This is a genomic window from Arthrobacter sp. Leaf234 (genome assembly GCF_001422665.1).
Taxonomy (GTDB): domain Bacteria; phylum Actinomycetota; class Actinomycetes; order Actinomycetales; family Micrococcaceae; genus Arthrobacter_D.
Genome location: NZ_LMLU01000001.1, coordinates 1,312,337 through 1,334,608 on the forward strand (window position 1 = coordinate 1,312,337; position 22,272 = coordinate 1,334,608).

23 protein-coding genes and 1 pseudogene are annotated in these 22,272 nt (G+C 68.8%); 8 read left to right on the plus strand and 16 right to left on the minus strand.

Annotated elements, in window-relative coordinates:
- Positions 1–54 precede the first annotated feature (54 nt).
- From ASF21_RS16345 to ASF21_RS06190, 3 genes are all read left to right on the plus strand, one after another.
- Complete coding sequence (locus ASF21_RS16345) at positions 55–789, plus strand: class F sortase (RefSeq protein ID WP_235498666.1); 735 nt, start codon at positions 55–57, stop codon at positions 787–789.
- Between the two features lie 86 nt (positions 790–875).
- Positions 876–1,445 carry an RNA polymerase sigma factor gene (locus tag ASF21_RS06185; RefSeq protein WP_055769261.1) on the plus strand — a complete coding sequence of 190 codons (570 nt, stop codon included), beginning with the start codon at positions 876–878 and terminating at the stop codon, positions 1,443–1,445.
- A complete protein-coding gene (locus ASF21_RS06190; RefSeq protein ID WP_055768118.1) occupies positions 1,432–2,220 on the plus strand; it encodes an anti-sigma factor in 789 nt (262 codons plus the stop codon). The genes ASF21_RS06185 and ASF21_RS06190 overlap by 14 nt, the downstream gene beginning before the upstream one ends.
- Here ASF21_RS06190 and ASF21_RS06195 read toward each other — a convergent pair.
- Together ASF21_RS06195 and ASF21_RS06200 are read right to left on the minus strand one after the other, a co-directional pair.
- Positions 2,217–2,861, minus strand: a complete 645-nt coding sequence (locus tag ASF21_RS06195; protein ID WP_055768121.1) for a prepilin peptidase — start codon at positions 2,859–2,861, stop codon at positions 2,217–2,219. The two genes, ASF21_RS06190 and ASF21_RS06195, sit on opposite strands and share 4 nt — an antisense overlap.
- Positions 2,862–4,556: a sensor histidine kinase gene (locus tag ASF21_RS06200; protein WP_162237515.1), complete on the minus strand. Its 1,695-nt coding sequence runs from the start codon at positions 4,554–4,556 to the stop codon at positions 2,862–2,864.
- 193 nt (positions 4,557–4,749) lie between these two features.
- Here ASF21_RS06200 and ASF21_RS06205 point away from each other — a divergent pair, with 193 nt between their 5' ends.
- Positions 4,750–5,526, plus strand: coding sequence for a response regulator transcription factor (locus ASF21_RS06205; RefSeq protein ID WP_055768127.1), 777 nt, complete (start codon positions 4,750–4,752; stop codon positions 5,524–5,526).
- 15 nt (positions 5,527–5,541) lie between these two features.
- On the opposite strand, the gene ASF21_RS06210 is transcribed toward ASF21_RS06205, so the two are convergent.
- The 10 genes and pseudogenes from ASF21_RS06210 to ASF21_RS06250 all read right to left on the minus strand — a co-directional run bounded on the left by ASF21_RS06210 (position 5,542) and on the right by ASF21_RS06250 (position 12,949).
- Positions 5,542–5,919, minus strand: coding sequence for an Hpt domain-containing protein (locus ASF21_RS06210; RefSeq protein WP_157365754.1), 378 nt, complete (start codon positions 5,917–5,919; stop codon positions 5,542–5,544).
- Between the two features lie 82 nt (positions 5,920–6,001).
- Positions 6,002–6,883 (minus strand): type II secretion system F family protein, encoded by an 882-nt coding sequence (locus ASF21_RS06215; RefSeq protein ID WP_235498667.1) that lies wholly within the window; start codon positions 6,881–6,883, stop codon positions 6,002–6,004.
- 25 nt (positions 6,884–6,908) lie between these two features.
- Positions 6,909–7,844 carry a type II secretion system F family protein gene (locus ASF21_RS06220; RefSeq protein WP_200914774.1) on the minus strand — a complete coding sequence of 312 codons (936 nt, stop codon included), beginning with the start codon at positions 7,842–7,844 and terminating at the stop codon, positions 6,909–6,911.
- Positions 7,845–7,849: 5 nt separating this feature from the next.
- Positions 7,850–9,343, minus strand: a complete 1,494-nt coding sequence (locus ASF21_RS06225) for a CpaF family protein (protein WP_055768133.1) — start codon at positions 9,341–9,343, stop codon at positions 7,850–7,852.
- Positions 9,343–10,542 (minus strand): AAA family ATPase, encoded by a 1,200-nt coding sequence (locus ASF21_RS06230; protein ID WP_055768136.1) that lies wholly within the window; start codon positions 10,540–10,542, stop codon positions 9,343–9,345. The genes ASF21_RS06225 and ASF21_RS06230 overlap by 1 nt, the downstream gene beginning before the upstream one ends.
- The gene (gene cpaB, locus ASF21_RS06235) at positions 10,539–11,309 is read right to left on the minus strand and encodes a Flp pilus assembly protein CpaB (protein ID WP_055768139.1); all 771 of its coding nucleotides are present in this window, start codon (positions 11,307–11,309) and stop codon (positions 10,539–10,541) included. Before cpaB ends, ASF21_RS06230 begins: the two co-directional genes overlap by 4 nt.
- 10 nt (positions 11,310–11,319) lie before the next feature.
- A complete protein-coding gene (locus ASF21_RS06240; RefSeq protein ID WP_082471271.1) occupies positions 11,320–12,237 on the minus strand; it encodes a pilus assembly protein TadG-related protein in 918 nt (305 codons plus the stop codon).
- Entirely contained in the window at positions 12,225–12,503 is a 279-nt protein-coding gene (locus ASF21_RS17520) for a pilus assembly protein (protein ID WP_235498713.1), read from the minus strand. Before ASF21_RS17520 ends, ASF21_RS06240 begins: the two co-directional genes overlap by 13 nt.
- Before the next feature lie 9 nt (positions 12,504–12,512).
- Positions 12,513–12,686, minus strand: a pseudogene (locus ASF21_RS17525) (TadE/TadG family type IV pilus assembly protein); the annotation flags it as partial.
- A 35-nt stretch (positions 12,687–12,721) separates the two neighbouring features.
- The gene (locus tag ASF21_RS06250; RefSeq protein ID WP_055768148.1) at positions 12,722–12,949 is read right to left on the minus strand and encodes a Flp family type IVb pilin; all 228 of its coding nucleotides are present in this window, start codon (positions 12,947–12,949) and stop codon (positions 12,722–12,724) included.
- Positions 12,950–13,453: 504 nt separating this feature from the next.
- On the opposite strand from ASF21_RS06250, the gene rplM reads away from it, so the two are divergent.
- The 3 genes from rplM (at position 13,454) to glmM (ending at position 15,905) form a co-directional block, all read left to right on the plus strand.
- Positions 13,454–13,897, plus strand: a complete 444-nt coding sequence (gene rplM, locus ASF21_RS06255; protein WP_055768152.1) for a 50S ribosomal protein L13 — start codon at positions 13,454–13,456, stop codon at positions 13,895–13,897.
- A gap of 40 nt (positions 13,898–13,937) precedes the next feature.
- The gene (gene rpsI / locus ASF21_RS06260; RefSeq protein ID WP_055768155.1) at positions 13,938–14,435 is read left to right on the plus strand and encodes a 30S ribosomal protein S9; all 498 of its coding nucleotides are present in this window, start codon (positions 13,938–13,940) and stop codon (positions 14,433–14,435) included.
- A gap of 111 nt (positions 14,436–14,546) precedes the next feature.
- Entirely contained in the window at positions 14,547–15,905 is a 1,359-nt protein-coding gene (gene glmM, locus ASF21_RS06265) for a phosphoglucosamine mutase (protein ID WP_055768158.1), read from the plus strand.
- A 189-nt stretch (positions 15,906–16,094) separates the two neighbouring features.
- Here glmM and ASF21_RS06270 read toward each other — a convergent pair whose 3' ends face one another.
- The 4 genes from ASF21_RS06270 to nirD form a co-directional block, all read right to left on the minus strand.
- Complete coding sequence (locus ASF21_RS06270) at positions 16,095–16,763, minus strand: DUF305 domain-containing protein (protein WP_055768161.1); 669 nt, start codon at positions 16,761–16,763, stop codon at positions 16,095–16,097.
- 74 nt (positions 16,764–16,837) lie between these two features.
- The gene (locus tag ASF21_RS06275; protein WP_055768163.1) at positions 16,838–18,046 is read right to left on the minus strand and encodes a cysteine desulfurase-like protein; all 1,209 of its coding nucleotides are present in this window, start codon (positions 18,044–18,046) and stop codon (positions 16,838–16,840) included.
- Positions 18,047–18,164: 118 nt separating this feature from the next.
- A complete protein-coding gene (locus ASF21_RS06280; protein WP_157365755.1) occupies positions 18,165–18,956 on the minus strand; it encodes a sirohydrochlorin chelatase in 792 nt (263 codons plus the stop codon).
- 28 nt (positions 18,957–18,984) lie between these two features.
- Positions 18,985–19,356: a nitrite reductase small subunit NirD gene (nirD, locus tag ASF21_RS06285; RefSeq protein ID WP_055768170.1), complete on the minus strand. Its 372-nt coding sequence runs from the start codon at positions 19,354–19,356 to the stop codon at positions 18,985–18,987.
- A gap of 239 nt (positions 19,357–19,595) precedes the next feature.
- On the opposite strand from nirD, the gene nirB reads away from it, so the two are divergent.
- Complete coding sequence (gene nirB / locus ASF21_RS06290; RefSeq protein ID WP_055768173.1) at positions 19,596–22,271, plus strand: nitrite reductase large subunit NirB; 2,676 nt, start codon at positions 19,596–19,598, stop codon at positions 22,269–22,271.
- The last annotated feature ends 1 nt before the right edge of the window (position 22,272 follow it).

The following is a 22,272-nucleotide window of genomic DNA, read 5'->3' on the forward strand; positions in this document are numbered from 1 at the left end:
CCTCCATCCTCCCGCCCCGCCTGGTCGCCCCTTCCTCGACCGAAAGTGAAGTCCGTGACTCGACTGCCCCATCGCATCGCCGTCCTGCTGCTCAGCGCCGGCCTCGGCCTGCTCTCCGCCGGATGCGCACAGCCCGCTGCGGCACCCCAGCCCACGCCGTCGTCGGCGGACGGCGCAAGGCAGGACACCGGCACATCGCCAGCAGCCGACGCAGTACCGGCTCCCGGCGGGACGCAGGGCCCGGAAGCGGAGAAGGACGCCTCCGCGTCCGCCGCTGCGGTCCCGGGCGGGACGTCGGCGGCCGGCATCACCCTCTGGCCCGCCACCGCAGCGCAGACGGAGGCCGCTCCTCCACCGGTCTCCCTGGACATCGAGGGCACGGACATCCAGGTGGACGTGATCGACGTGGGGATCGCGGACGACGACGAGATGGAGATCCCCTCGAGCTTCTACGAGGCCGGCTGGTACCGGTACGGCCCCGCACCGGGCGCCTCGTCGGGCAACGCCGTTCTCGCCGCGCACATCGACATCGGCACGGAGCAGATGCCCTTCGCGCGGCTCAAGGACGTCGCGATCGGTACCGAGATCACCGTGGGGCGTGAGGACGCCGAGCCCGTGCGCTACCGGGTCACGGATGTACGCAACGAGCCGAAGGCGGCCCTCGACACCGACGAGATCTTCCGGCGCGACGGCGACCACCAGCTCGTCATCGTGACCTGCGGCGGGGACTGGCTCTCGGACCGCGCGGACTATGAGGATAATGTGGTCCTCACGGCAACGCCGCTCTGAAACGCCCCGACATCGAGATGTGGACGGGCGCGACGGAGTCGACGCAGGAGGCCGTCGTCCAGCGTCCCCGCCCGAAGGAGAGCACCGTGGCATCCTCAGGTCGAGGGCCGGCCGGGACTCCCGAGCTGCAGTTCGCGACCGGTGGTGAGGAAGGGCTGGCCCTGGCCTACCGCGCTCATGCGCCGCTGGTGTTCAGCGTGGCCCTCCGCGCTCTCGGAGACCGCCAGGCCGCATCGGACGCGACGCAGGAGGTCTTCATCCGGGCGTGGCGCTTCCGGTCGGGGTTCGACCCCGAGGCCGGGAGCCTGCCCGCCTGGCTGCTCGGCATCAACCGGAACGTGATCGCCGATGCCCTCGCTGCGCGCCGCCGGCGCGAGCGCCTGGACCATCTGGCGACCACCGTGGCCGATCACCGCTCCGCCGGTCCGGGCAGCGAGATCATGGATGGACTGGCGGATCGGGTGGTCCTCGATTCCGAGCTGGAGATGCTCGGGGAACCCCAGCGGTCGATCCTGAAGCTCGCCTTCTACGACGACCTCACGCACCAGGAGATCGCCACGCGGCTGCGGCTGCCCCTCGGGACCGTCAAGAGTCATATCCGCCGAAGTCTCACCCACCTACGACGCCGATTGGAGGCCTGGCATGCAGCACCTTGACCCCGAGTCCATCAGCCTGGCCGCCCTCGGGGAGGACCTCGACGAGTCCGGCCGTGCCCACCTCGAGGGATGCGACACCTGTGCCATGGAGGTCGAGGATCTCCACGAGGTCGTCCGGCTGGCCCGCGCCGGCGATGACGACCCCCTCGAGTCGCCGGATCCGGCGGTGTGGGCAGGCATCCACGCGGAGCTCGGCCTCGAGCCGGCGCAGCTCGGGGACCCCCTGACGCGGACGGTTCCGACCCATGACGCACTCCGGGCCGTCGGGGCGGGCTCGCGGACCGCGGACGGCGCGTCGATGAGGGGCCGATCGTCCCGGCGACCCCTGGGTGTGCGTCACCTGGCGGCCGCGGCCGCGGTGGGCGTGCTGGTCGGCGGTGGCGCACTGTGGGCCGTCCAGGTCTTCGCGTCCCCACCCGGACCGGAGGTGCTCGCGGAGACGGTGCTCGAACCCCTCGACGGATCCACGGGGGAGGGGACGGCGACCGTCGTGTCCGGCGAGGGCGGCGTGCGCTCGCTCGACGTCCGGTCGACGGCGGGCGAGGCCGGCGGCTTCGAGGAGGTCTGGCTGATCGCACCCGGACTGGACCGCATGTACAGCCTGGGTGTGCTGCACGGCGGTGACGGCTCACTGACGATCCCCGACAGCGTGGACCTGGCGGAATTCCCCATCGTCGACGTCTCGGACGAGCCGCTCGACGGCGATCCCACCCACTCGGGGGTGAGCGTGCTCCGGGGGACACTGCCGGCCGGATCTGACCGGCAGCAGGACTAGCCGAGGAGGACGAGCCCGGCGAATGCCGCAAGGAGCATGCCGGGACCGAAGGGGAAGGTGGTGCCGCGGGTGCCGCGCCGTAGCGCCAGGACGAGGACGCCCGCGAGGCCACCCAGCAGGAATCCGCCGAGCAGCGTGCACATCCACGCCGCGTAGCCGGCCCACCCGCCATAGAGGCCGAGGACCGCGGCGAGCTTCACGTCGCCCATCCCCATGCCCGCGGGTGAGACGAGCGCCAGCAGGAGGTAGACCGCGAACAGGGCCAGCCCTCCGCCGAGGGCGCCGAGCAGGCTCCACCACGATCCGCTCGCGACAGCCGCCACGAGCAGGACCGCGAGCGTGCCGAGGGCGAAGGGCAGGACGAGGGCGTTCGGCAACAGCTTGGTCCGCGCGTCGATCGCTGCGAGCACGACGGCGAAGGCGGCGAACACCGTCACCAGGAGATCGTCCCACCACGCCTCGAGGAGCAGGCTCCCGCAGGCGGCGGCCAGTCCCGCGAAGGCGGCGAGCGGAGCCCGGCCCGAGGGCGGGAGCGCCGTACGGGGATCGCGTCCAGCGCGGTCGACGACCACCAGGGCCAGCAGCGAGGCGAGGACTGCAGCGAGGACCGCCCCGAGGACCGATGCGTCGAGAACCTGCACCTAGGCCGATTCCTCCAGGGAGTGTTGGTGCACCCGACCCACCTCACCGTTGACCGGGAGCGTCACCGTGAAGCGGCTGCCCTTGCCCGGTGAACTCGCGCAGCGGATGGAGCCGCCATGGCTCTCGACGATGGACCGGGTGATGGCGAGGCCCAGGCCCGCGCCAGCTATGTCCGCGCGCCGCGCGGACGGGGTGCGGTAGAAACGCGAGAACACCTGCTGGGCCTCCTGCTCGGTCATGCCCATGCCGCGGTCCTCGACGTGCAGCGCGATGGCCGACTCCGACTCCTCCGCGTGCACCGTCACGATCCCGCCGTCGGGCGAGTACTTGATGGCGTTGGACAGGAGGTTGTCGAGCACCTGGGAGATCCGCAGCGGGTCGAGGAGGGTCCAGAGCGGCTCCTGGACGTCCGACCGCAGCTTCACCCGGTTCTTCTGCGCCCGCAGGCGATTGGAACGCACACTCATCTCGATGAGCGCCGCGAGATCGACGGGCCGAGGGTGCACCCGGACCTGGTCACCCGCGGTGGAGAGGAGATCGGCGACGAGGTGCAGCACACGCTCCGCGTTCCGGCCGGCGACGTCGACGTAGCCGCGGAGGTGCGGCGGCAACGGGTGCTCGTCCTCGAGGACCAGCTCGAGGTAGCCGAGGACCGAGGTCAGCGGCGCATGGAACTCGTGGGAGATGTTCGAGATGAAGGTGTCCTTGGCGGTCACCGCCTCCACCAGTTCGGTGACGTCGCTGCAGGCGATCAGGGCGCCGGTGAGCTCGCCCTGCGCATTCGTGATCGGCCGCGCGGCTGTCGAGAGCGCACGCTGGGCGTCGCCGTCGCCCACCCACACCAACTCGTCGGCGAAGGTCTCACCCGTCAGGGCTCGGTAGATCGGCCGGCGGTTCGCCGGCAGACAGGTGGTCCGGTCCGCGCCGAAGACCAGGCTGGGCGCTGTGCCGCCGTCGTCGTCGGGCCCGGCAGCGAGCCGGTTGAACAACTCCTGCTGACGATTGGTCATGGTGGTGGTGCCCTGCGCATCCACGGCGGTGAGCCCGACGTCGACCGTGTTCAGGATGGCCGTGAGGACGCGTTCGCGGTCGATGGCGGCGCGCAGGAGCTCATTGAGCTCCCGGTCCTTCTGCTCGATCTCGATCTCGCGGGCCCAGGCGTTCAGGCTCATGATGCGCACGATCACGCCGATGCAGAGCATCACGATCGGGAGCAGGAGCACGCCAAGGTAGGAGTGGGCAAGGGCTGGGTCGAAGGCGCCGAGCAACGGCCAGGCCGTGATCAGCAGCGAGCCCCCGCTGGCCAGAGCCAGTGCCGCCCACGTGGGGAGCGACGAACGCATGAGCCAGAGGACCGGGAAGATGGCGAGCACGCCGAGCGCGGGCTGGGACTCCATCGCCCCTGCCCGGATCAGCGCGATCGCAGGGAAGTCGAGGACGGGTATCAGCAGGAGGCTCCCGCGCGGCAGCTCTCGCCACGGGACGAGGACGGAGACCGCCAGGAGCACGAGGATCGCCGAGAACCCGAGTTCGAAGGTCGGATCCGACATGAGCCCTGGCCGGAGGATGGGGCCGGTGATGCCGATGACGACCACGATCACGGACAGGGGGATCTGGCAGAGCACGATGGATCGGTGGACGGTGATCTTCGACGCGACAGCGCGCAATCGAAGCGCCGTGGTGTCGCTAGGCACGTGTTGGCCGGGGGTAGGGGGAGAACCGCATGTGAGAGACCTTTGGACGCTGAGACCTACGTACTGCGTACCATTATGTAGCCGACTCGGCATTTTGCGGCAGTAGCCGACACCAAGAGGGGATGACGGCAGGCACAATGGGGTTCATGACGAGTCGACAGAGCCTCAGCGCAGGTCAGACGGGGGGCGCCGCGTGAGTGATCCGGGAGTGGCGGTGGTCATCGAGGACGATGCCGACGTACGGAATCTCGTGAGCGCGGTCCTGCGGCAATCGGGGTTCGACGTCCATGTGGCGCCCGAGGGGAAATCCGGGGTGGACCTGGTCCGGCAGCATGAGGCGACGGTGGTGACGGTCGACGTCGGTCTGCCCGATATCGACGGGTACGAGGTCCTGCGGCGGATCCGCAATTTCAGCAACTGCTATGTGGTGATGCTGACCTCGCGCGGTGATGAACTCGACACGCTGACGGCGTTGCAGTCCGGGGCCGACGACTACCTGACGAAGCCCTTCCGGCCGCGTGAGCTCCGGGCCCGCATCGCAGCGATGCTCCGCCGTCCGCGCGCCGTGCCCGAGACCCCGTCCGCCGTCGTTGTCCCTGCCACCCCAGCTGTTCAGGCCGCCGCCCCTGCTGCCCCGTCGTCGGTCCTGCAGCACAATGGGCTGGCGCTGGATGCCTCGGCGCGGACCGTGGTCGTCGACGGGCGGGACCTGCTCCTCACCCGTAGTGAGTTCGACCTCCTCCACGAGATGCTCCGCAGCAACGGCGCCGTGCGGACGAAGTCCGACCTGGTGCGTGTGGTGCGGGGCGACTACTACGGCGAGGACACCTACATCAGCGACTCCGACGAGCGCGCCATCGAGGTGCACGTCGGTAACCTGCGGCGGAAGCTCGAGGAGGATCCGAAGAGCCCGCGGTGGCTGCAGACCGTCCGCGGTGTCGGCTACCGGTTGACGCCCGCCCGCGCGTGATCGCCGTGTCGGCGGTCAGGCCGGGGCGAGGTATCGTTCCTCGAGCTCGCTGATGGTCGCCAGGCCGCACAGTTCGATGGCGGGCAGGGTGCGCCGCGCGGTGTCCAGATCGGCGGAGACGACGGCGAGCTCGAACGTCTCGGCCATGGCGGAGAGCCGGGCCGCGCCCACCATCGCCGACGAGTTGCGCAGGCTGAGCGCGGCGTCGAGCGCCGACGGGAGGTCCCGGTTGCCGATGGCCCGCGTCAGGCGCAGGAACCTGTCCTGGAAGCCGGCGATGTAGTCGCGGGCGAAGGCGCGGGCGGGCCGGGGATCGTTGAGCTGGCTCTCGAGGAGGGAGAGGACGGCGAGGTCCACGATCGGGAGGACCATCGGGGCGGCGTTCACTGGCACTCTGTCAGGCTACGGCCACTGTCTGACCATCTGCAGGGCATTCGCTGATACTGAGCGATAACTGCGCCTTCCCTTGAGCATGTCAACCGTTCAGCGTAGTGACGACGTTGATCGCAGCCGGTCCGAGCAGCGCGATGAACAGCACCGGCATGATGCACACCATGAGAGGGAACAGGACCTTCACCGGTATTTGCATCGCCTTCTCCTCGGCGCGCTGGCGGCGGCGGATGCGCATCTCGCTTGCTTGCGTGCGGAGCACCGCCGTAATCGAGATACCGTACTTGTCCGCCTGCAGGATGGCGTTGACGAAACGACGCAGATCCGGTGCAGATGTTCTGTGCGACAGAGCCAGGTAGGCCTCACGCCGTGACATGCCCAGCTGCATGTCCTGGAGCGTGCGGACCAGTTCCGCAGCCAGCGGGCCCTTTCCGTTCTGCCCGGTCCTGGCCATGGCGCTGTCGAAGCCTAACCCGGCCTCGACGGCGATCGTCATCTGGTCCAAGGTGTCCGGGAGCTCCTGACCGATCTGCACCTGGCGTTCGTTGCCCTTGCTGTAGATAAGCAGATCGGGGACGAAGTAGGCGACGACGACCACGAAGAGGGCGAGGACATTGGTCCGTGGGCCGGGGCTCGCGTTGACAAGGAGCGTTGCGATCAGGGCGGCACACAGGGCGGCCAGGATCTTGGCCACAATGAGCCGTCTTAGGGGCCAGGCAGCGGGCCGTCCGGCGAGCGCCAGCCGCCGCTCGAGATTTGCGGTCAGGCGCGCCGGGGTGAATCGCTCCGCCGACGCCGACAAGCGGCCTGCCGACTTCGGGGGACGCCGGCTTTCCTCCCTGACGCCGCTCCGGAGGTGCTTCCGGATGGCTGCCCGGTAAGGCGTCCGAGACGCTATGAGCAACCACGTGCCCAACGCGAGGCCGAGAAAGATCGACATCGAAGCGATCATGATGAGGGGATCCACGGGTCCGCCTTCCTGCCGGCTCCTCCTAGAAGGAGAAGCTGACGACTTTCTTGAGCCAGAGGCCACCGAGGATCAGGAGGACGGCCGATACGACCATCATGATGAGCCCGAGCGGGTGTTCGAACATCGGGTTCATGTATCCGGGACTGATGACCAGGAGAATCCCTGACAGAGCGAACGGGAGGGCCATGAGGATGAGCGCCGAGATCTTGCCCTCGGCGCTCAGGGCCTTGACCTGTCCCCGGACCTGATTTCGTTCCCTGATGGTGTGCCCCACCTGGTCGAGGACGTCGGCCAGGTTCCCGCCGACCTCACGGTGGATGGCGATCGCCTGGGCCACCCAGGAGAAGTCGAGCGACCGCATCCGTGCTGAAGCGTCCTCGAGGGCCTCACCGAGATCGCGCCCCAACCTCGTCTCGTTGATGATCCGGGTGAATTCCTCGGACGTAGGGGCTTCGGACTCGTCTGCGGCGGCATCGATGGCCCGCAGGAGACTGTGTCCGGCACGGAGTCCGCCGGCCAGGAGCTGCAGCGTCTCGTCGAGCTGGTCCGCGAACCGGCCGCGTCGACGACCGGAGAGGACCTGGAGGAGCACACGGACGGCAAGGGGGGACGCGATGCAGACGACGACCGCGAGGAACGGATTGGTCAGCATCAGGGTGGCGAGCCCGGCAAGGGTCGTTCCGACCACGGCGAAGACGATGAACTCCGCGGGTTTCACCTTCAGCCCGGCCTGCTCTAGGGAGGTTGCAAGGGAGACGGAGAGGTTCCGGCGACGCAGGATACCGGCGATCCGGTCAGTGATGAGCTGCCCGAAACCCGCCGATGGCGTCCCTGCGACGCGGAAGGGCGCGTCCTTCCGCGTGAGCAGGTTGGCCCGCCGGGGACCGAGCATGATCAGCCAGCCGGCGAGCCCGATCGATCCGTACATCATGAACATCCCGAGGGCCAGAAGCGTCATAGTTTCTACCGGCCCTTTCCGATGGGAACGGCGCCGAACACAGCGGGGGACAACTCGATGCCCAGGTCACGGAACCTGTCGGTGAAGCGTGGGCGCACACCCGTTGCGACGGGCTTTCCCAGGAAGCGCCCGTCTGCATCGACACCGGCGCTGTAGTCGAACACGAAAGCGTCCTGCAGGGTGACGATCTCGCCCTCCATGCCCTGGACCTCCGTAACGTGTGTGACTCGTCGCGTGCCGTCCCTGAGGCGCGTCAGCTGGACGATGACGTCCACCGCCGAGGCGATCTGCTCGCGCACCGCCCGTAACGGAAGATCCATGCCCGCCATGAGGACGAGTGTCTCGAGCCGAGCGACGGCGTCGCGGGGCGAGTTGGAGTGGACCGTCGAGAGGGATCCGTCATGGCCGGTGTTCATCGCCTGCAGCATGTCGAGGGTTTCCCCACCCCTCACCTCGCCCACGACGATGCGGTCGGGGCGCATTCGGAGCGAGTTGCGCACCAGGTCGCGGATCGTGATCTCGCCCTTGCCCTCGATGTTGCTCGGGCGGCTCTCGAGGCGGACGACATGCTCCTGTTGCAGTTGGAGCTCCACGGCGTCCTCGATCGTCACGATGCGCTCGCCGACGGGGATGAAGGACGACAGCACGTTGAGCAGGGTCGTTTTACCGGTGCCTGTGCCGCCCGAGACGATGATGTTGAGCCGCGCCTCGACGCAGGCATGCAGCAGCTCGGCCATCTCCGGGCTGAGAGTGCCGAAGTTGATGAGGTCGCTGACCTGGAAAGGATCGGTCGCGAACTTACGGATGGTGAGGGAGGACCCGTTCACGGCGAGAGGCGGTACGACGGCGTTCACCCGTGAGCCGTCCGCTAGCCTGGCGTCCACGAGTGGTGACGATTCGTCGATGCGGCGCCCTACCCGCGCGACGATGCGTTCGATCACCTTGCGGAGGTGTGATTCCGATGCGAATCGGACAGGGCTGCGCTGTAGTTTCCCCTTCTGTTCCACGTAGATCATGTCCGGTCCGTTCACCATGATCTCGGTCACGGTCTCGTCGTCGAGCAGTTGCTGCAGCGGCCCGTACCCGAGGACGTCGTCACTCACGCCGCGTATGAGCCGCTGCCGTTCCTCGCGGGAGAGAGGCACTTCCTCGGCAGCGACGACGTCGACGAGTTCCTCCTGCACGAGGGCGTGCAGTTGCTCCTCGGAGAGGTTCGTGTCGAGCAGCCTCGATCCGAGGCGCTCGAAGAGAATTGTTCCCGCCCGATCCTTCAGCTTGGCCAGCGCGTCCTGCGCGGGTACCGCTTCGAGCTGCGGCTGCGGCGTCTTCTGCAACCGCGGCGGCCCGGTGATCCGCTGGTCGGGCGACGGCGTGCGGCGCGCTTGCTCGCCGGCAGCGGAGGATCGTGCGGGCGCGACGGGAACAGCAGGGGACGGTGGTACCGGAACCGGTGCTGTCCCGGGTCCACGGGCTGCTTCGAGACGTTGTGCGAGATTCATCAGGTCCCGACCCGATGCCTGGCGCCGTGCCTGCGCACGACGGCAGGAGGACTGGAGAAGCGCTGGACGAGGGACCGCATGGCTCGCGCGGCGGTGTCCTTGCTCCGGCCCTGCAGGAGGGGCACGCCCTGGTTGGTGGACAGCCTGACCGCCCGCGACGATGGGACGACACAGTCCACGTCGACGCCGAGCGCATCGCGCGCGTCCTTCACCGTGACGCCGTCACGAGGGTTGACGTGGTTGAGAACCATGTGGCGGGTGGCGGGAATCATCTGCAGTTCGTTGAGCACATCGATCTCCTTGCGCATGCCTCGGATGCTGGGCACATCGATGCCGCTGACGAGGACGACGTCCGTTGCCTCGTCGAGGGCGGCCAGTGTGTGGTCCGACAGGCCCGGCGAGGTGTCGACGACGACGAAGCGGTATTCACCGGCCAGCTGGGTGAGCAGGTGCGAGATGTGGTCGGCGGTGAGCGACTCCGCCGCGTCGGGCTGCGGCGGAGCGCACAGCGCGTAGAGATCGGTCGGGTGTGCGCTGAGGAAGGATTTCAGGACCATGGTGTCCTGCCGTGCGGGGCCGTGCACGGCGTCGTGCACCGAATGCTCGGGAATCAGGGAGAGAGCGGTGGCGACATCGCCGAATTGGAAGTCGAGATCGACGAGAACGACGCCGTGCGGGACCTGCTGGGCCAGACCCACGGCGATGTTGGTCGCGAGGGTCGTCTTGCCGACACCTCCTTTGGGTGACGCGACGACGATCACCCGTCCGCGGGACGAAGCGGCCCTGGCTTGTGGATCGAGTGCCGCGCGACGCGTTTGAGTGCTCCTCACCGCCCGGTTCAGGAAGACCCCGATCTCGGCGGGCCCGCTCTCGGGCTCGACGATGTCACGGATTCCTGCGCGGATGGCCGTGAGAAGGACCTCGGGCGTGGGTTGAGCCACGAGCAGCACGGCGATATCGGGTCGCTGCATCTCGAACTCGCCGGCCAGTCGGTACGCCTGGTCCAGAGGGATTCCTGGTCCGAGGACAAGCACGTCTAGGAATGCAGGGTGCGCGAGCTGGGCAATCACCTCGTGGGGATCCCGAGGGAACTGGGTGCCTGCCCAGACATGGACCTCGCCGGAGAGGACCCCCGTAGTGACGAGGGCGAGGCGGTCGGCGAACGACGGCTCGGTGGTGATGACGACGTAACGACTCATTGATGCACGTTCTCCCTGGTGATCTGCTGGGTGCCGTCCTCGATGGCGTCCTCCGGCTCGAGTGAGAGCCAGATGGTGCCGAACTCCTGTCCCCACACGACCTTCTCCGCTTCAGCGCTGGTGAGGGCCAGCGTGAACATGAGCGCGTTCGAGGGCAGGGCGTCACTCGGTGCTGTGGGCCCCTCTGCCGTCGGCTCCGGAGCGGCATCCTCACCGATGAGGGGTGACGATCCGCCCTGGATGTCCGTGATGAGGACCTTGTGCAAGGTCAGATGGGTTGCCGTCGGACCGGTCTCTGTTTTGTTGCCGATCGAGATGAAGACGCCGACTGTGTCTCCCGCGGCCAACTTCCCGCCTACGGTGCGTTCGGCGTCGAGGCTGATCGACAGCTCCTGGTGCCCGGGCGGCAGGTCGACCACGGGTGCCTCTGCCTTGTCGTCCGCCTCCTCAGGGAGAGCGAAACGCGTGGAGAGGAGCTGCTCCCCGGGGACGAGATCAACCGTGGTGATCTGCCCGGCGAGTGACGCCGTGTCCACGACGACGCCCTCGGCAATGGCTTTGGCGGGAAGCTCCTGCTGCTCGACGGAGCGGAGCGCGACGTCGGACGTGGTTCCGGCAGGCACGGCCTCGGTCACCACGAGCACGGCCGTCGTCTCGACGCCCGCCCAGGCGCGCTCTTCCGCCCCGCTGACGTAGGTCATCATCAGCCAAGTGCCGAAGACGGCCAGCAGTACTGCTACGCCGGCTCCGAGTACACGGGATCTCACGGTACTGCTCCTAAAGATTCAAGCTGACGAAGAACGCGTTATACGACTCGCCGCCGAGCTCCTCGACACCGTAGGACTGGAGGTCCGCCAGTGACACGAGGGTGATGAACGTGCCACGGATCCCCGTGCACCTGTTACAGCCGGAGACCGTCAGCTGCTCGCTTGGCCAGCTGTGAGCGGTGACCTTGAAGGCCGCGAAACCGCTGATGGTGTAGTAGACGTTGTTGCCCTGTTCGGCCCGCGAGTCGTAGACAGGCAGCAGGATCGTTTTCCCGTCTACGTCGCAGTCGGGTCCGCTCTTACCTGGTTCGCCGGTGATGATCTGGTCGACGTCGACCGTCGCTTGGCAGCTCTTCTTGCTGGTCTCGTCCAGCCAGCCGAAAGCGCCGGGCAGCCTCTTCGTGGGCGGACCGCAGGATGTGGTGCTCGTGATCCATAGCTCGGTGTTCTGCGCTGCTTCCGTGAACACGCATTCGGGCGCGGTAAAGGGGAAGACTGTCGCACGGGACGGGCTGCCCCACGACGCTTTCGACTTCGCCGCGACGGCCGTCGAATCGATGCCGATGATCGGCGCGAACCAGTGCTTCACCGCCGGATTCCCCTTGGCGTCCAACGCCCGGGTGGTGACGCTGATGGTGTTTCCGGCGCGCGTCGCCTCGGCCCTGGCGCTGCCGTCATTGCTGTTGGCCCGGGCGTACTTCATGGCTTCGGACGCAAGGTCCGGACACGTACCGGCGGCACACTGCTGAGCGATAGCCAGGGCGGCGGCATCAGCCCCGTTCTGAAGCTGATTGCGTTCGAAGTAGACCATCCCAACATCGACGACGATGGCGGTGATGCCGAGGAGGACGACCATGAGTAGGGCGGTCATGACCGCAACAGCCCCGTGCTCCTGGTCCGCCAGCCGGCGTCCTGTCAGCCGCCGCATCGCATGACCGCCTTAGCCTGCAGGGGAATCGTCTTGACGAACAGGCCCGAGATGAGGCTGACCGAGTAGGTGATGGTTACCGTCGCATCGGGTGTGCCGCTGCATGGAGTCGCAGGGATGACGATGTTGCTGTCGGTGAGGCGAGGATTGAGGTTCGGGGCGGCCAGCTTGGCCGTCGAAATGGCAGGATCACGCTGCTTCTGGATGGCGAGTACGCGCACCGATTCCCGGGCCGCCGACGTGAGTTGCAACTGTGCGTTGAACACTCGGCCGAATTCCACGATGCCCAGGAGAAGGAGGAGTAGCAGCGGGACAACCAGAGCGAACTCGACCGCTGATGCTCCTCGCTCGCCTCGTAGTCGCAGCATCTGAGATTCTTCCCTGACTGATAATCGATGGACTTCGATTCGCCGGCGCGTTCTGGCGCCGATGAAGCAGTGGGAGTGCATCAATGATCCGTAGCACTCCCACCACTTCTGTTCCGCTACGGCGCGGCGGGTGCTGCGGGCGCGATGTTCAGCTGCGCACCGAGCCCCTGGAAGAAGCCGCTGAGCTGCGGCCCGAAAACGGTGAGGCCGCCGATAAGGACAACAGCAATGAGCCCGACCATCAGGGCGTACTCGACGGCCGTGGCGCCCGTCTGCTCGCTGCTGAGACGGTGACGTGCAGCTGCGACGAAGGTGGCGAAGAATGCGGCGACGTGATCGAACATTATGAGACTCCTGAGGGGGACGGTGCGGCTGGCCCAGCGCCAGCACTGCCAGAAAAGTAGCAACGCGATGCCGGCAGGAACCGGATCTGCCCTGATCCTGAGTGAACGCTCGCAAAGCTGCACTGCTCCTGAGCAGAACCTGCGCTCGCGCTGCCCAAGCATCGTCGTCCGGCTCCTCGCAGCCGCGCGCGGCTGTGAAGCCCACCGCCTCCCGCCTTCTAGGGCTCCCGGGTAGGGCAGACGCACCCGCTGTTTTGCCTATGGGAGCGGGGCACGCTAATCTTGGTAGTCGTTGTGCGTATCCCTGCTCGATACGTCTGCGCCCACCGGAGCGGTTCAGTTGCAGAACCACCTGGCCCGGGGGCGGAGCCGAGTTTTACGGGATGACTGGTCGTATTTCAGCCCTCACCTGAAGTTCCGGTAGCGCATGAATAAGCTGAGCCCTCGGGCACGGAGCACTCCGTGGATGTGGGCGACACCGAAATAGAAACGAAGGCCATAACCGTGCGTACGTACACCCCGAAGCCAGGCGATATCTCCCGCCAGTGGCACGTAATCGATGCAACCGACGTTGTGCTCGGCCGCCTCGCCAGCCAGACAGCCATCCTGCTGCGCGGAAAGCACAAGGCGACGTTCGCCCCCCACATGGACATGGGCGACTTCGTCATCATCATCAATGCCGAGAAGGTGGCCCTCACCGGCTCCAAGCTCGAGCAGAAGCGCGCCTACCGCCACTCGGGTTACCCGGGCGGCCTGAAGTCGACCAGCTACGTCGAGCTCCTGGACAAGAACCCGGAGCGCGCGGTCGAGAAGGCCATCCGCGGCATGCTTCCCAAGAACTCGCTCGCCGCTCAGCAGATCGGCAAGCTGAAGGTCTACCGCGGCGCGGAGCACCCCCACGCTGCGCAGCAGCCCACCACGTACGAAATCACCCAGGTCGCCCAGTAGTCCTGGCCACCAACACTAAGAAATCACTTCAAGGAGAACCGTGGCTCAGAACACTGAAGAGCTGAACGAACCGACTGAGGAGCTCACGAGCTACACCTCAGAGTCCACCGAAGGCAGCGAGACCGCCGTCAAGGAGCGCCCCGCCCTGACCGTCGGCGGCGGAGCCGTCGGACGCCGCAAGGAAGCAGTCGCCCGCGTGCGCCTCGTCCCCGGCACGGGCAAGTGGATCGTCAACGGGCGCGAGCTCGCCGACTACTTCCCGAACAAGCTGCACCAGCAGGAAGTCAACGATCCCTTCAAGCTCCTCGAGCTCGACGGCGCGTACGACGTCATCGCCCGCATCCACGGTGGCGGCCCCTCGGGCCAGGCCGGTGCGCTGCGTCTCGGTGTCGCTCGCACGCTGAACGAGATCGACCGCGAGAACAACCGCCCCGCCCTCAAGAAGGCAGGCTTCCTGACTCGTGACGCCCGCGTCATCGAGCGCAAGAAGGCCGGTCTCAAGAAGGCCCGCAAGGCGCCCCAGTACTCCAAGCGCTGATTTTTTCACCGCATTTCGATGCCCGTCCGGGCCTTCCGGGCGGGCATCGTGCTTTAACCTGATGGAGGCCCACCTGAGCGGTCTCGAGTTCCTCACTTAGGATGATCAACGATGAGCAAGTTATTCGGCACCGATGGCGTGCGAGGTCTGGCCAATGGCCTGATCACCGCCGAACTGTCCCTGCAGCTGGCACAGGCCGCCGCGGTCGTCCTCGGGCACAACGTGGTCGACGGCGGTCGCCGGCCCACCGCGGTGATCGCGCGTGACCCCCGCATCAGCGGTGAATTCATCGCGGCCGCCGTCGAGGCCGGCCTCGCGAGTTCCGGGGTCGACGTGTACGACGCCGGGGTCCTCCCCACACCGGCAGCCGCGTTCCTCGTCGCGGACCTGGACGCCGATTTCGGCGTCATGATCTCCGCTTCGCACAATCCCGCGCCGGACAACGGCATCAAGTTCCTGGCCCGTGGCGGCAAGAAGCTCAGTGACGCGCTCGAGGACGCCATCGAGGCGGAGATGGCCAACGAGAACCGTCGTCCCGTCGCCGGCGACGTAGGACGCATCCAGCGGTTCGCCGACGCCGAGGACCGCTACGTGGTGCACCTCCTCCAGACCCTCCCGCACCGCCTCGACGGACTGACCGTGGTGCTGGACTGTGCCCACGGTGCTGCGAGCGGCTGCTCGCCCGAGGTGTTCCGCAACGCGGGCGCCGAGATCGTGGTCATCGGCGCGGATCCCGACGGCGTGAACATCAACGACGGCTACGGCTCCACCCACCTCGAGAAGCTGCAGGCCGCCGTCCTCGAGCACGGCGCAGACCTCGGGATCGCCCACGACGGCGACGCCGACCGCTGTCTCGCGGTCGACCACGAGGGGAGCATCGTGGACGGCGACGAGATCATGGCCGTCATGGCGCTGGCCATGCGGGACGCCGGGAAGCTCCGCGACGACACCCTCGTCGCCACGGTCATGAGCAACCTGGGCCTCAAGATCGCGCTGCGCGAGGCCGGCATCACCCTGAAGGAGACCGGCGTCGGGGACCGTTACGTCCTCGAGGGGATGCGCGACGGCGGCTACAGCCTCGGCGGTGAACAGTCCGGCCACGTGATCTTCGCCGAGTATGCGACGACGGGCGACGGCGTCCTCACGGGCCTCCAGCTCGCGGCGCGGATGGCCGGTACGGGCAAGACGCTCAAGGAACTCGCCGCCGTCATGACCAAGCTCCCGCAGGTGCTTATCAACGTCAGGGGCGTGGACCGGACGGCGGCCGGCTCCGACGAGGGCGTCCAGGACGCGGTGCGCGAGGCCGAAGCGGTGCTGGGGGAGACGGGACGCGTCCTGCTGCGACCCTCCGGCACGGAGCCGGTGGTGCGTGTCATGGTCGAGGCCGCGGACACGGACACCGCGCAGCGCATCGCGGAGGACCTCGCCGCGACGGTGCAGGAGCGCCTGTCCCTCGAACCGGTCGCCTAGCAGCGCCGCACCACCCGTGCGCAGGCGGGCACGGAGGGGCGAACGCACATCTGCTGCCCGGGATGGACCGACCTGCTGCCCTCCGTCCCGAGTCGGCCGGCGTACCGGCGACCCAGGACAGGGTCGGTGCTGCTGCGGGCCAGGCCACGGCAGCCGTCGCCCTCGCCACGGCCGGCGCCGCCCAGCGGACTACAGGGCGGCGAGCACCTGCTCCATCGCGTCGATCTCGGCCTGCTGGGTCTCCACGATGGTCGCTGCGAGTTCGAGAGCCTCGGGGTACCGGCCGTCGTCGAGCTGGTCCTGCGCCATCCCGATCGCGCCCTCGTGATGGGCCGTCATGGACTCGAGGAAGAGGCGTGACGCGTCGGGACCGTCAGCCGAAGCGAGCTCGGCCATCCGGTCCTCGCTCATCATGCCGTTCATGGTTCCCGAGCCACCCATGTCACCCATGTCGTGGCCTTTCATGCCGTCCTCGGATTCCAACGGCTCSCCCCAGGCCCCGAGCCAACCCGTCATCGTTTCGATCTCGGGGTCCTGGGCGTTCCTGATCGTGGTCGCCAGCCCGGTGACCTGCGGCTCGAGGCCGTCCTTGGCGAGGATCATCCCGCTCATCTCCACTGCCTGCCGGTGATGCGGGATCATCATCTGCGCGAACAGGACGTCCGCGTCGTTGTGCTCGGTCGAGGCCTCGTCAGGGGCACCCGACGAAGCCCCGGCGCCGGACCCGGCGGTGGGGGCGGCGGAACTCTCCTGGGCCATGTCCATCCCCTCCATGGTTCCGCCGGAGGAGGAACCGCAGGCGGAGAGGGTGATCAGGGCGGTCAGGGACAGGGCTGTAAGGGGGAGTGGACGCTTCACGATGGTCGGATCCTTCGATGGTCACGGGAAGGGATGACCGGCCTGGGCCGCCGCGGCACCTGCGGCATTTGAGGCTACTGAGCGACGAAGGCGCCGAGCCCGGCCAGGAGGCGGTCGACGTCGTCGTCGTCGTTGTAGGGAGCCACGCCGATGCGCAGCGCGGCGCTGTCCTCGAGATCCAGCCGGCAAAAGGCCTCGTAAGCGTAGAAGGACCCTGCCGGCGCGAGGACGTCGCGATCCGCGAGATATCGGTAGGCGTCGGCGGAGGACCGCCCCGGGAATGTCACCAGCAGCGTCGGTGTCCGCTCCCGTGCCCGGCTGTGCAGCGTGACGGCCTCGCCGAGCTCGGCCAGCCCTGCCTCCAGGCGGTGCCGCAGCGTGAGTTCGTGCGCGTCGAGTACCTGGGCGGAGGCGAGGAGGCGCGCGCGGCGCCCGGTCGCCGTGCCCGGCGCGATCGCGGCGAGGAAATCGACGGTGGCCGTGACCCCGGCCATGATCTCGTACGGGAGGGTGCCGAACTCGAACCGCTCGGGCACCTCGTTCGTGGAGGGCAGCAGCTTGTCCGGCCGCAGCGACCCCAGCAGTTCCGGGTCGGCCACCAGGACCCCGCAGTGCGGCCCGAGGAACTTGTAGGGCGAACAGGCGAAGAAGTCGGCTCCCAGCTCCTGCACATCGACCGCGGCATGAGCGGTGTAGTGCACGCCGTCGACATAGACCAGGGCGCCGACCGCGTGCGCGGCATCCGCGATGCGGGGCAGCGGCGGTTTGGTGCCGAGGAGGTTCGACGCGGCGGTGACGGCCACGAGCCTGGTACGCCCGGTGATCGCGGCTGCGACGGACGCTTCGTCGATCTCCGTGGTCCCCGGATCGAACTCGATCCACCGTACGGTGGCGCCGACCGCCTCGGCGGCCTGCAGCCAGGGGCGAATGTTCGAGTCATGGTCCAGGCGCGACACGACGACCTCGTCACCGGGCCCCCAGGACTTGGCGAGGTGGCGGGAGAAGTCGTAGGCGAGCTGCGTGGCGCTCCGCCCGTAGACGACGCCGCGGGGATGGGCGCCGAGCAGGTCGGCCATCGCCTGCCGGAATCCGCCGACCGCTGCGTCTGCGTTGGTCTCCGAGAGCACGCCGGAGCCGCGGTTGGACAGCGGCCCGGTGATGGCCCCGGCCATCGCCGCTCCCACGGCTGCGGGGGCCTGCGTTCCGCCCGGCCCGTCGAAGAAGGCGATGCCGGTGAGCAGGGCGGGGAAGTGCGCACGGAATGCGGCGATGTCGAGGTTCATCCCAACACTGTGTCAGGTGGGGGCCGGCGCGGGAAGGAGGGCGGGGTGGCGTGGCTGATGCCGGCGCTGATTCCTCGGACACGCCCGTGCCCGGGGAGCGAAGATCGGCGCCGGGGTGTCAGGCGGTCTGCAGCGCTGCGCTGCGCACGCAGGTCGGGACCAGCGCGCGGCAGGGACGTGGACAGGGCGTCGTCGCGCGGGCCGGACCGGGGATGAGCGCGACGGCGTCGTCGTACCGCGCCACCGCGAGCTCGGCGAGGAGGGGGCTCGGCAGCAGGGGAGCGGTGACGACGTCGGCCTGTGCCCGGGCCAGCTGGTCGTGGAAGTATCCGGGAGCCAGGAGGTAGGAGGCGAGCGCCACCCGTTCCTGCCCGGCCGATCGGAACGCGGCGACCGCCGCCGGCACGGACGGCGAGGCCTTCGACCCGAAACCGGCGCTCACCGGCCCGGTCCGGAGGCCGGCGAGGACCGCGAGCACCTCGCCCACGTCCTCCGCCGCGCAGGCATCCGAGGATCCGGCGGCAGCGAGGACCACGGCGGCATCGTCGGGCACCCCCGCGTCGGCGAGCCGCTCCTGCAGGACCCGGGCCAGGCGAGGGTCCGGGCCCAGCGGCAGGGCGGAGACCGTTCCCGGCCTGCGGGCGGCCGCCCGCGCGATGTCCACCTTCACGTGGTAGCCGACCGAGAGGAGCAGGGGGACGATGACGGCGGACCGCCCCTCGGGGAGCGCGGCGATGACGTCCACGAGGTCGGGCTCCTGCACGTCCACATAGGCCTCGACGACGTCGAGGTCCGGTCGGAGGGCGGAGATGCCGGCGCGGACGGCATCGATCTCGCGGCGTCCCTGCGCGTTGTCCGTCCCGTGCGAGCAGGCGATGAGGACCGGCGGACCGGCGGCGTCGAGGATCATGGGTGACATTCAAGCATCCGGCCCGGCATCACGCAGCGCGGCCGACCTGGACGACGCCGTCCACGCTCCGGACGGGATAGGTCAGGAGGCCCTCGCCGCCCGAGAGGCAGGCGCCGGTCGCGAGGTCGTACACCTCCTTGTGCAGCGGAGAGGCGATGGTGGGTGCTGCGCCCCTGGACCCCACGATCCCGCGGGCCATCACCGCCGCGCGGGTCCGGGGGTCGATGTTGCCGACGGCGTGGAGCCTGTCGCCGGGCAGCCGGAACAGGGCGATCTGCTCGCCGTCCACGAGGGCGGCCTCGCCCCAGCACTCCTCGAGGTCGTCGAGGCGGCACACCGGACGCCAGGTGGGCTCCGTGGTTCCCGCGTCCACGGCACGCTGCAGGACGAGTTCGGTCATGTCGGTTCTCCTGTCGGGCAGAGGTCGGGCAGAGGTAGGGCTGCATCCCACGCTAGGCACCGCGCGTGTCGGGTGCGTCCCGCCGCTGTTGCGCGCGGGTAACTTCGGGCTCACCGCGGTCGGGCTGCCGCGTGAGCCGGAAGTTAACGTTGCGACACATCGGTGACACACGGGAGAAATTGCCCGTTCGTACTGTGGGAGCCAAGGAACGGGACACCAGGTCCGGACGGAAGGCACCCATGAGCGAGACGCGATCACCACGGCCCGCCGGGGACTCCCCGCAAGGAGCGGAGCGCCGCATCGTCGTCGTCGGTGGCGGCCCGGCGGCCCACCGCTTCGTCGAGGCGCTCTGGCGGCGCGGCACGGACGGACTGCACATCACCGTCCTGACCGAGGAGGAGCACGCGCCCTACGATCGCGTGGCGCTGAGTTCGGCGCTCACGGGCGACGTCGATCTCACCCTCGGTGAACCCCTCATGTGGCGCGAACCCACCATCCGCCTCGTCACGGGTGAGCGCGCCGTGCGGCTCGACACGGCGGCACGCTGTGTCATCGGCGCGTCCGGGACGGTCTACGCGTACGACGACGCCGTCCTCGCCACAGGCTCCGATGCCGTGCGGTTGCCGGTGCCCAACGGCGAGCACGCTGCCGTCTACCGCACGCTCGACGACGTGCAGTGGCTGCGGACTGAGACGGCGAGACTCGCGGAGGACCTCGGGCGGCCGCCGCGCGCCGTCGTGGTGGGCGGCGGGCTCCTCGGGCTCGAGGCCGCGGGCGGGCTGCAGGTCCTCGGCGCCGACGCCACGGTGGTGAACCGCGCCGGCTGGCTCATGAACGCACAGCTCGACCAGGGCGGCGGCCAGGCCCTCGGCCGCCTCATCGCCGCCAAGGGGCTCGGCCTCCACTGCGGCGGGGCTCCGACCTCGATCGACAGGGACGACGACGGCCGGGTCACGGCCGTGGGCCTCAGCGACGGGGCGGTGCTCCCCGCGGATCTGGTGGTCTTCGCCGTCGGTATCCGCCCCCGGGACGAGCTGGCCCGCGATGCGGGCCTGGCCACTGCACCGCGCGGCGGCGTGGTCATCAGCGCCTCCTGCGAGACGTCGGTGCCGGGCGTTTGGGCGATCGGCGAGGTGGCCAGCTACGGTGGCGTCAGCATGGGGCTGGTGGCGCCGGCGAACGCCATGGCCGAGGTCTGCGCCGACGGGATCCTCGGCGGGGTCTCGAGCTTCGCGGGCTTCGACACGGCGACCAAGCTCAAACTCTCCGGCGTGGAGGTGGCGAGTTTCGGGGATGCGCTCGCCGACACCGAGGGCAGCCTCGAGATCGTCTACGCAGATCCCGCACGCGGGCTCTACCAGAAGCTCGTGGTCACCGACGATGCGAAGACCCTGCTCGGCGGGATCTTCGTGGGCGACGCGGCCCCCTACTCGGCGCTGCGACCGCTCCTCGGACGCGAACTCCCCGCCGAACCCGGCGCGTACCTCTCCTCCGCGGGCGGCAGCGAGGCGCCGCAGTCCGAGCTGCCGGACGACGTCGTGCTCTGCTCCTGCAACAACGTGACGGCGGGGGCCTGCCGTTCGGCGGTCCATGGGACGGCGGAGGACGGCTCGGCGGTGGAACCCGCCCTCGACCTGCCGTCACTCAAGGCCTGCTCGCGGGCGGGGACGCAGTGCGGCTCCTGCGTCCCGATGCTCAAGAAGCTCCTCGACGGTGAACTCACGAAGGCCGGGCGGACGGTCTCCCGGGGGCTGTGCGAGCACTTCGGGATGTCCCGGCCCGAGCTGTTCGAGGCCATCCAGGCGCTCGACCTCAGCTCCTTCACCGACATCATCCGGCGTTTCGGCACCACCGACGAGGCGAGGGCCGGTCACGGCTGCGACATCTGCAAGCCGGCCATCGGGTCCATCCTCGCGACCCAGCGTGGCGAGTACGTGCTCGACGGCGGCCGCGGCACGCTGCAGGACACCAACGACCGGGCGCTGGCGAACATGCAGCGCAACGGCACCTACTCCGTGGTGCCGCGCATCCCGGGAGGTGAGATCACCCCGCAGAAACTCGCGGTGATCGCGCAGGTCGCGGAGCAGTTCGGCCTGTACGTGAAGCTGACGGGCGCGCTGCGCATCGACCTCTTCGGCGCGCGGCTCGAGCAGCTGCCGGACATCTGGAAGATCCTCGTCGAGGCCGGGTTCGAGTCCGGCCAGGCGTACGGCAAGGCGCTGCGGAACGTGAAGTCCTGCGTCGGGTCCACCTGGTGCCGGTTCGGCGTCCAGGACTCGGTGGCCATGGCGATCGACCTCGAACTGCGGTACCGCGGGCTGCGCGCGCCGCACAAGTTCAAGATGGGCGTCTCGGGGTGCGCCCGAGAATGCGCCGAGGCCCGCAGCAAGGACGTCGGCGTGATCGCTACGGACCAGGGCTGGAACCTCTACGTGGGCGGCAACGGGGGGTTCCAGCCGGCCCACGCACAGCTCCTCGCCCAGGACCTCGACGGGGAGACCCTGATCCGGTACATCGACCGCTACCTCATGTACTACATCCGGACGGCGGACCGGATGCAGCGCACCGCCCGCTGGATGGACGACCTCGACGGTGGTCTCGACCATGTGCGCAGCGTCGTCGTCGAGGATTCCCTCGGTATCGGCGAGGACCTGGAGGCGGCCATGGCCCGGCACGTGGAGCACTACGAGGACGAGTGGGCCGCGACGCTCAGGGACCAGGACCGGCTCCGCCGTTTCCGGTCCTTCGTCAACGCGCCGGACGCCGCGGACCAGTCGATCGTCCTCGTCGAGGAACGCGGCCAGCGACGCCCGGCCACGGAGGCGGAACTCGAGGCCCGGGCGCGGCGGACCGATCTCGGCTCCGCGATCCCCGTACGCGCCGGGGCCGGCCCCATGCCACGAACGGAAGGCTGAC

Coding starts and splice junctions, on each gene's coding strand:
- ASF21_RS06275 (WP_055768163.1), bottom strand. CDS start 18,046: ATGAACCTCGACATCGCCGCATTCCGTGCGCACTTCCCCGCCCTGCTC.
- glmM (WP_055768158.1), top strand. CDS start 14,547: ATGAGCAAGTTATTCGGCACCGATGGCGTGCGAGGTCTGGCCAATGGC.
- ASF21_RS06190 (WP_055768118.1), top strand. CDS start 1,432: ATGCAGCACCTTGACCCCGAGTCCATCAGCCTGGCCGCCCTCGGGGAG.
- ASF21_RS06225 (WP_055768133.1), bottom strand. CDS start 9,343: ATGAATCTCGCACAACGTCTCGAAGCAGCCCGTGGACCCGGGACAGCA.
- ASF21_RS06240 (WP_082471271.1), bottom strand. CDS start 12,237: ATGCGGCGGCTGACAGGACGCCGGCTGGCGGACCAGGAGCACGGGGCT.
- ASF21_RS06250 (WP_055768148.1), bottom strand. CDS start 12,949: ATGTTCGATCACGTCGCCGCATTCTTCGCCACCTTCGTCGCAGCTGCA.
- nirB (WP_055768173.1), top strand. CDS start 19,596: ATGAGCGAGACGCGATCACCACGGCCCGCCGGGGACTCCCCGCAAGGA.
- nirD (WP_055768170.1), bottom strand. CDS start 19,356: ATGACCGAACTCGTCCTGCAGCGTGCCGTGGACGCGGGAACCACGGAG.
- ASF21_RS06220 (WP_200914774.1), bottom strand. CDS start 7,844: ATGACGCTTCTGGCCCTCGGGATGTTCATGATGTACGGATCGATCGGG.
- ASF21_RS06230 (WP_055768136.1), bottom strand. CDS start 10,542: ATGAGTCGTTACGTCGTCATCACCACCGAGCCGTCGTTCGCCGACCGC.
- ASF21_RS06280 (WP_157365755.1), bottom strand. CDS start 18,956: ATGATCCTCGACGCCGCCGGTCCGCCGGTCCTCATCGCCTGCTCGCAC.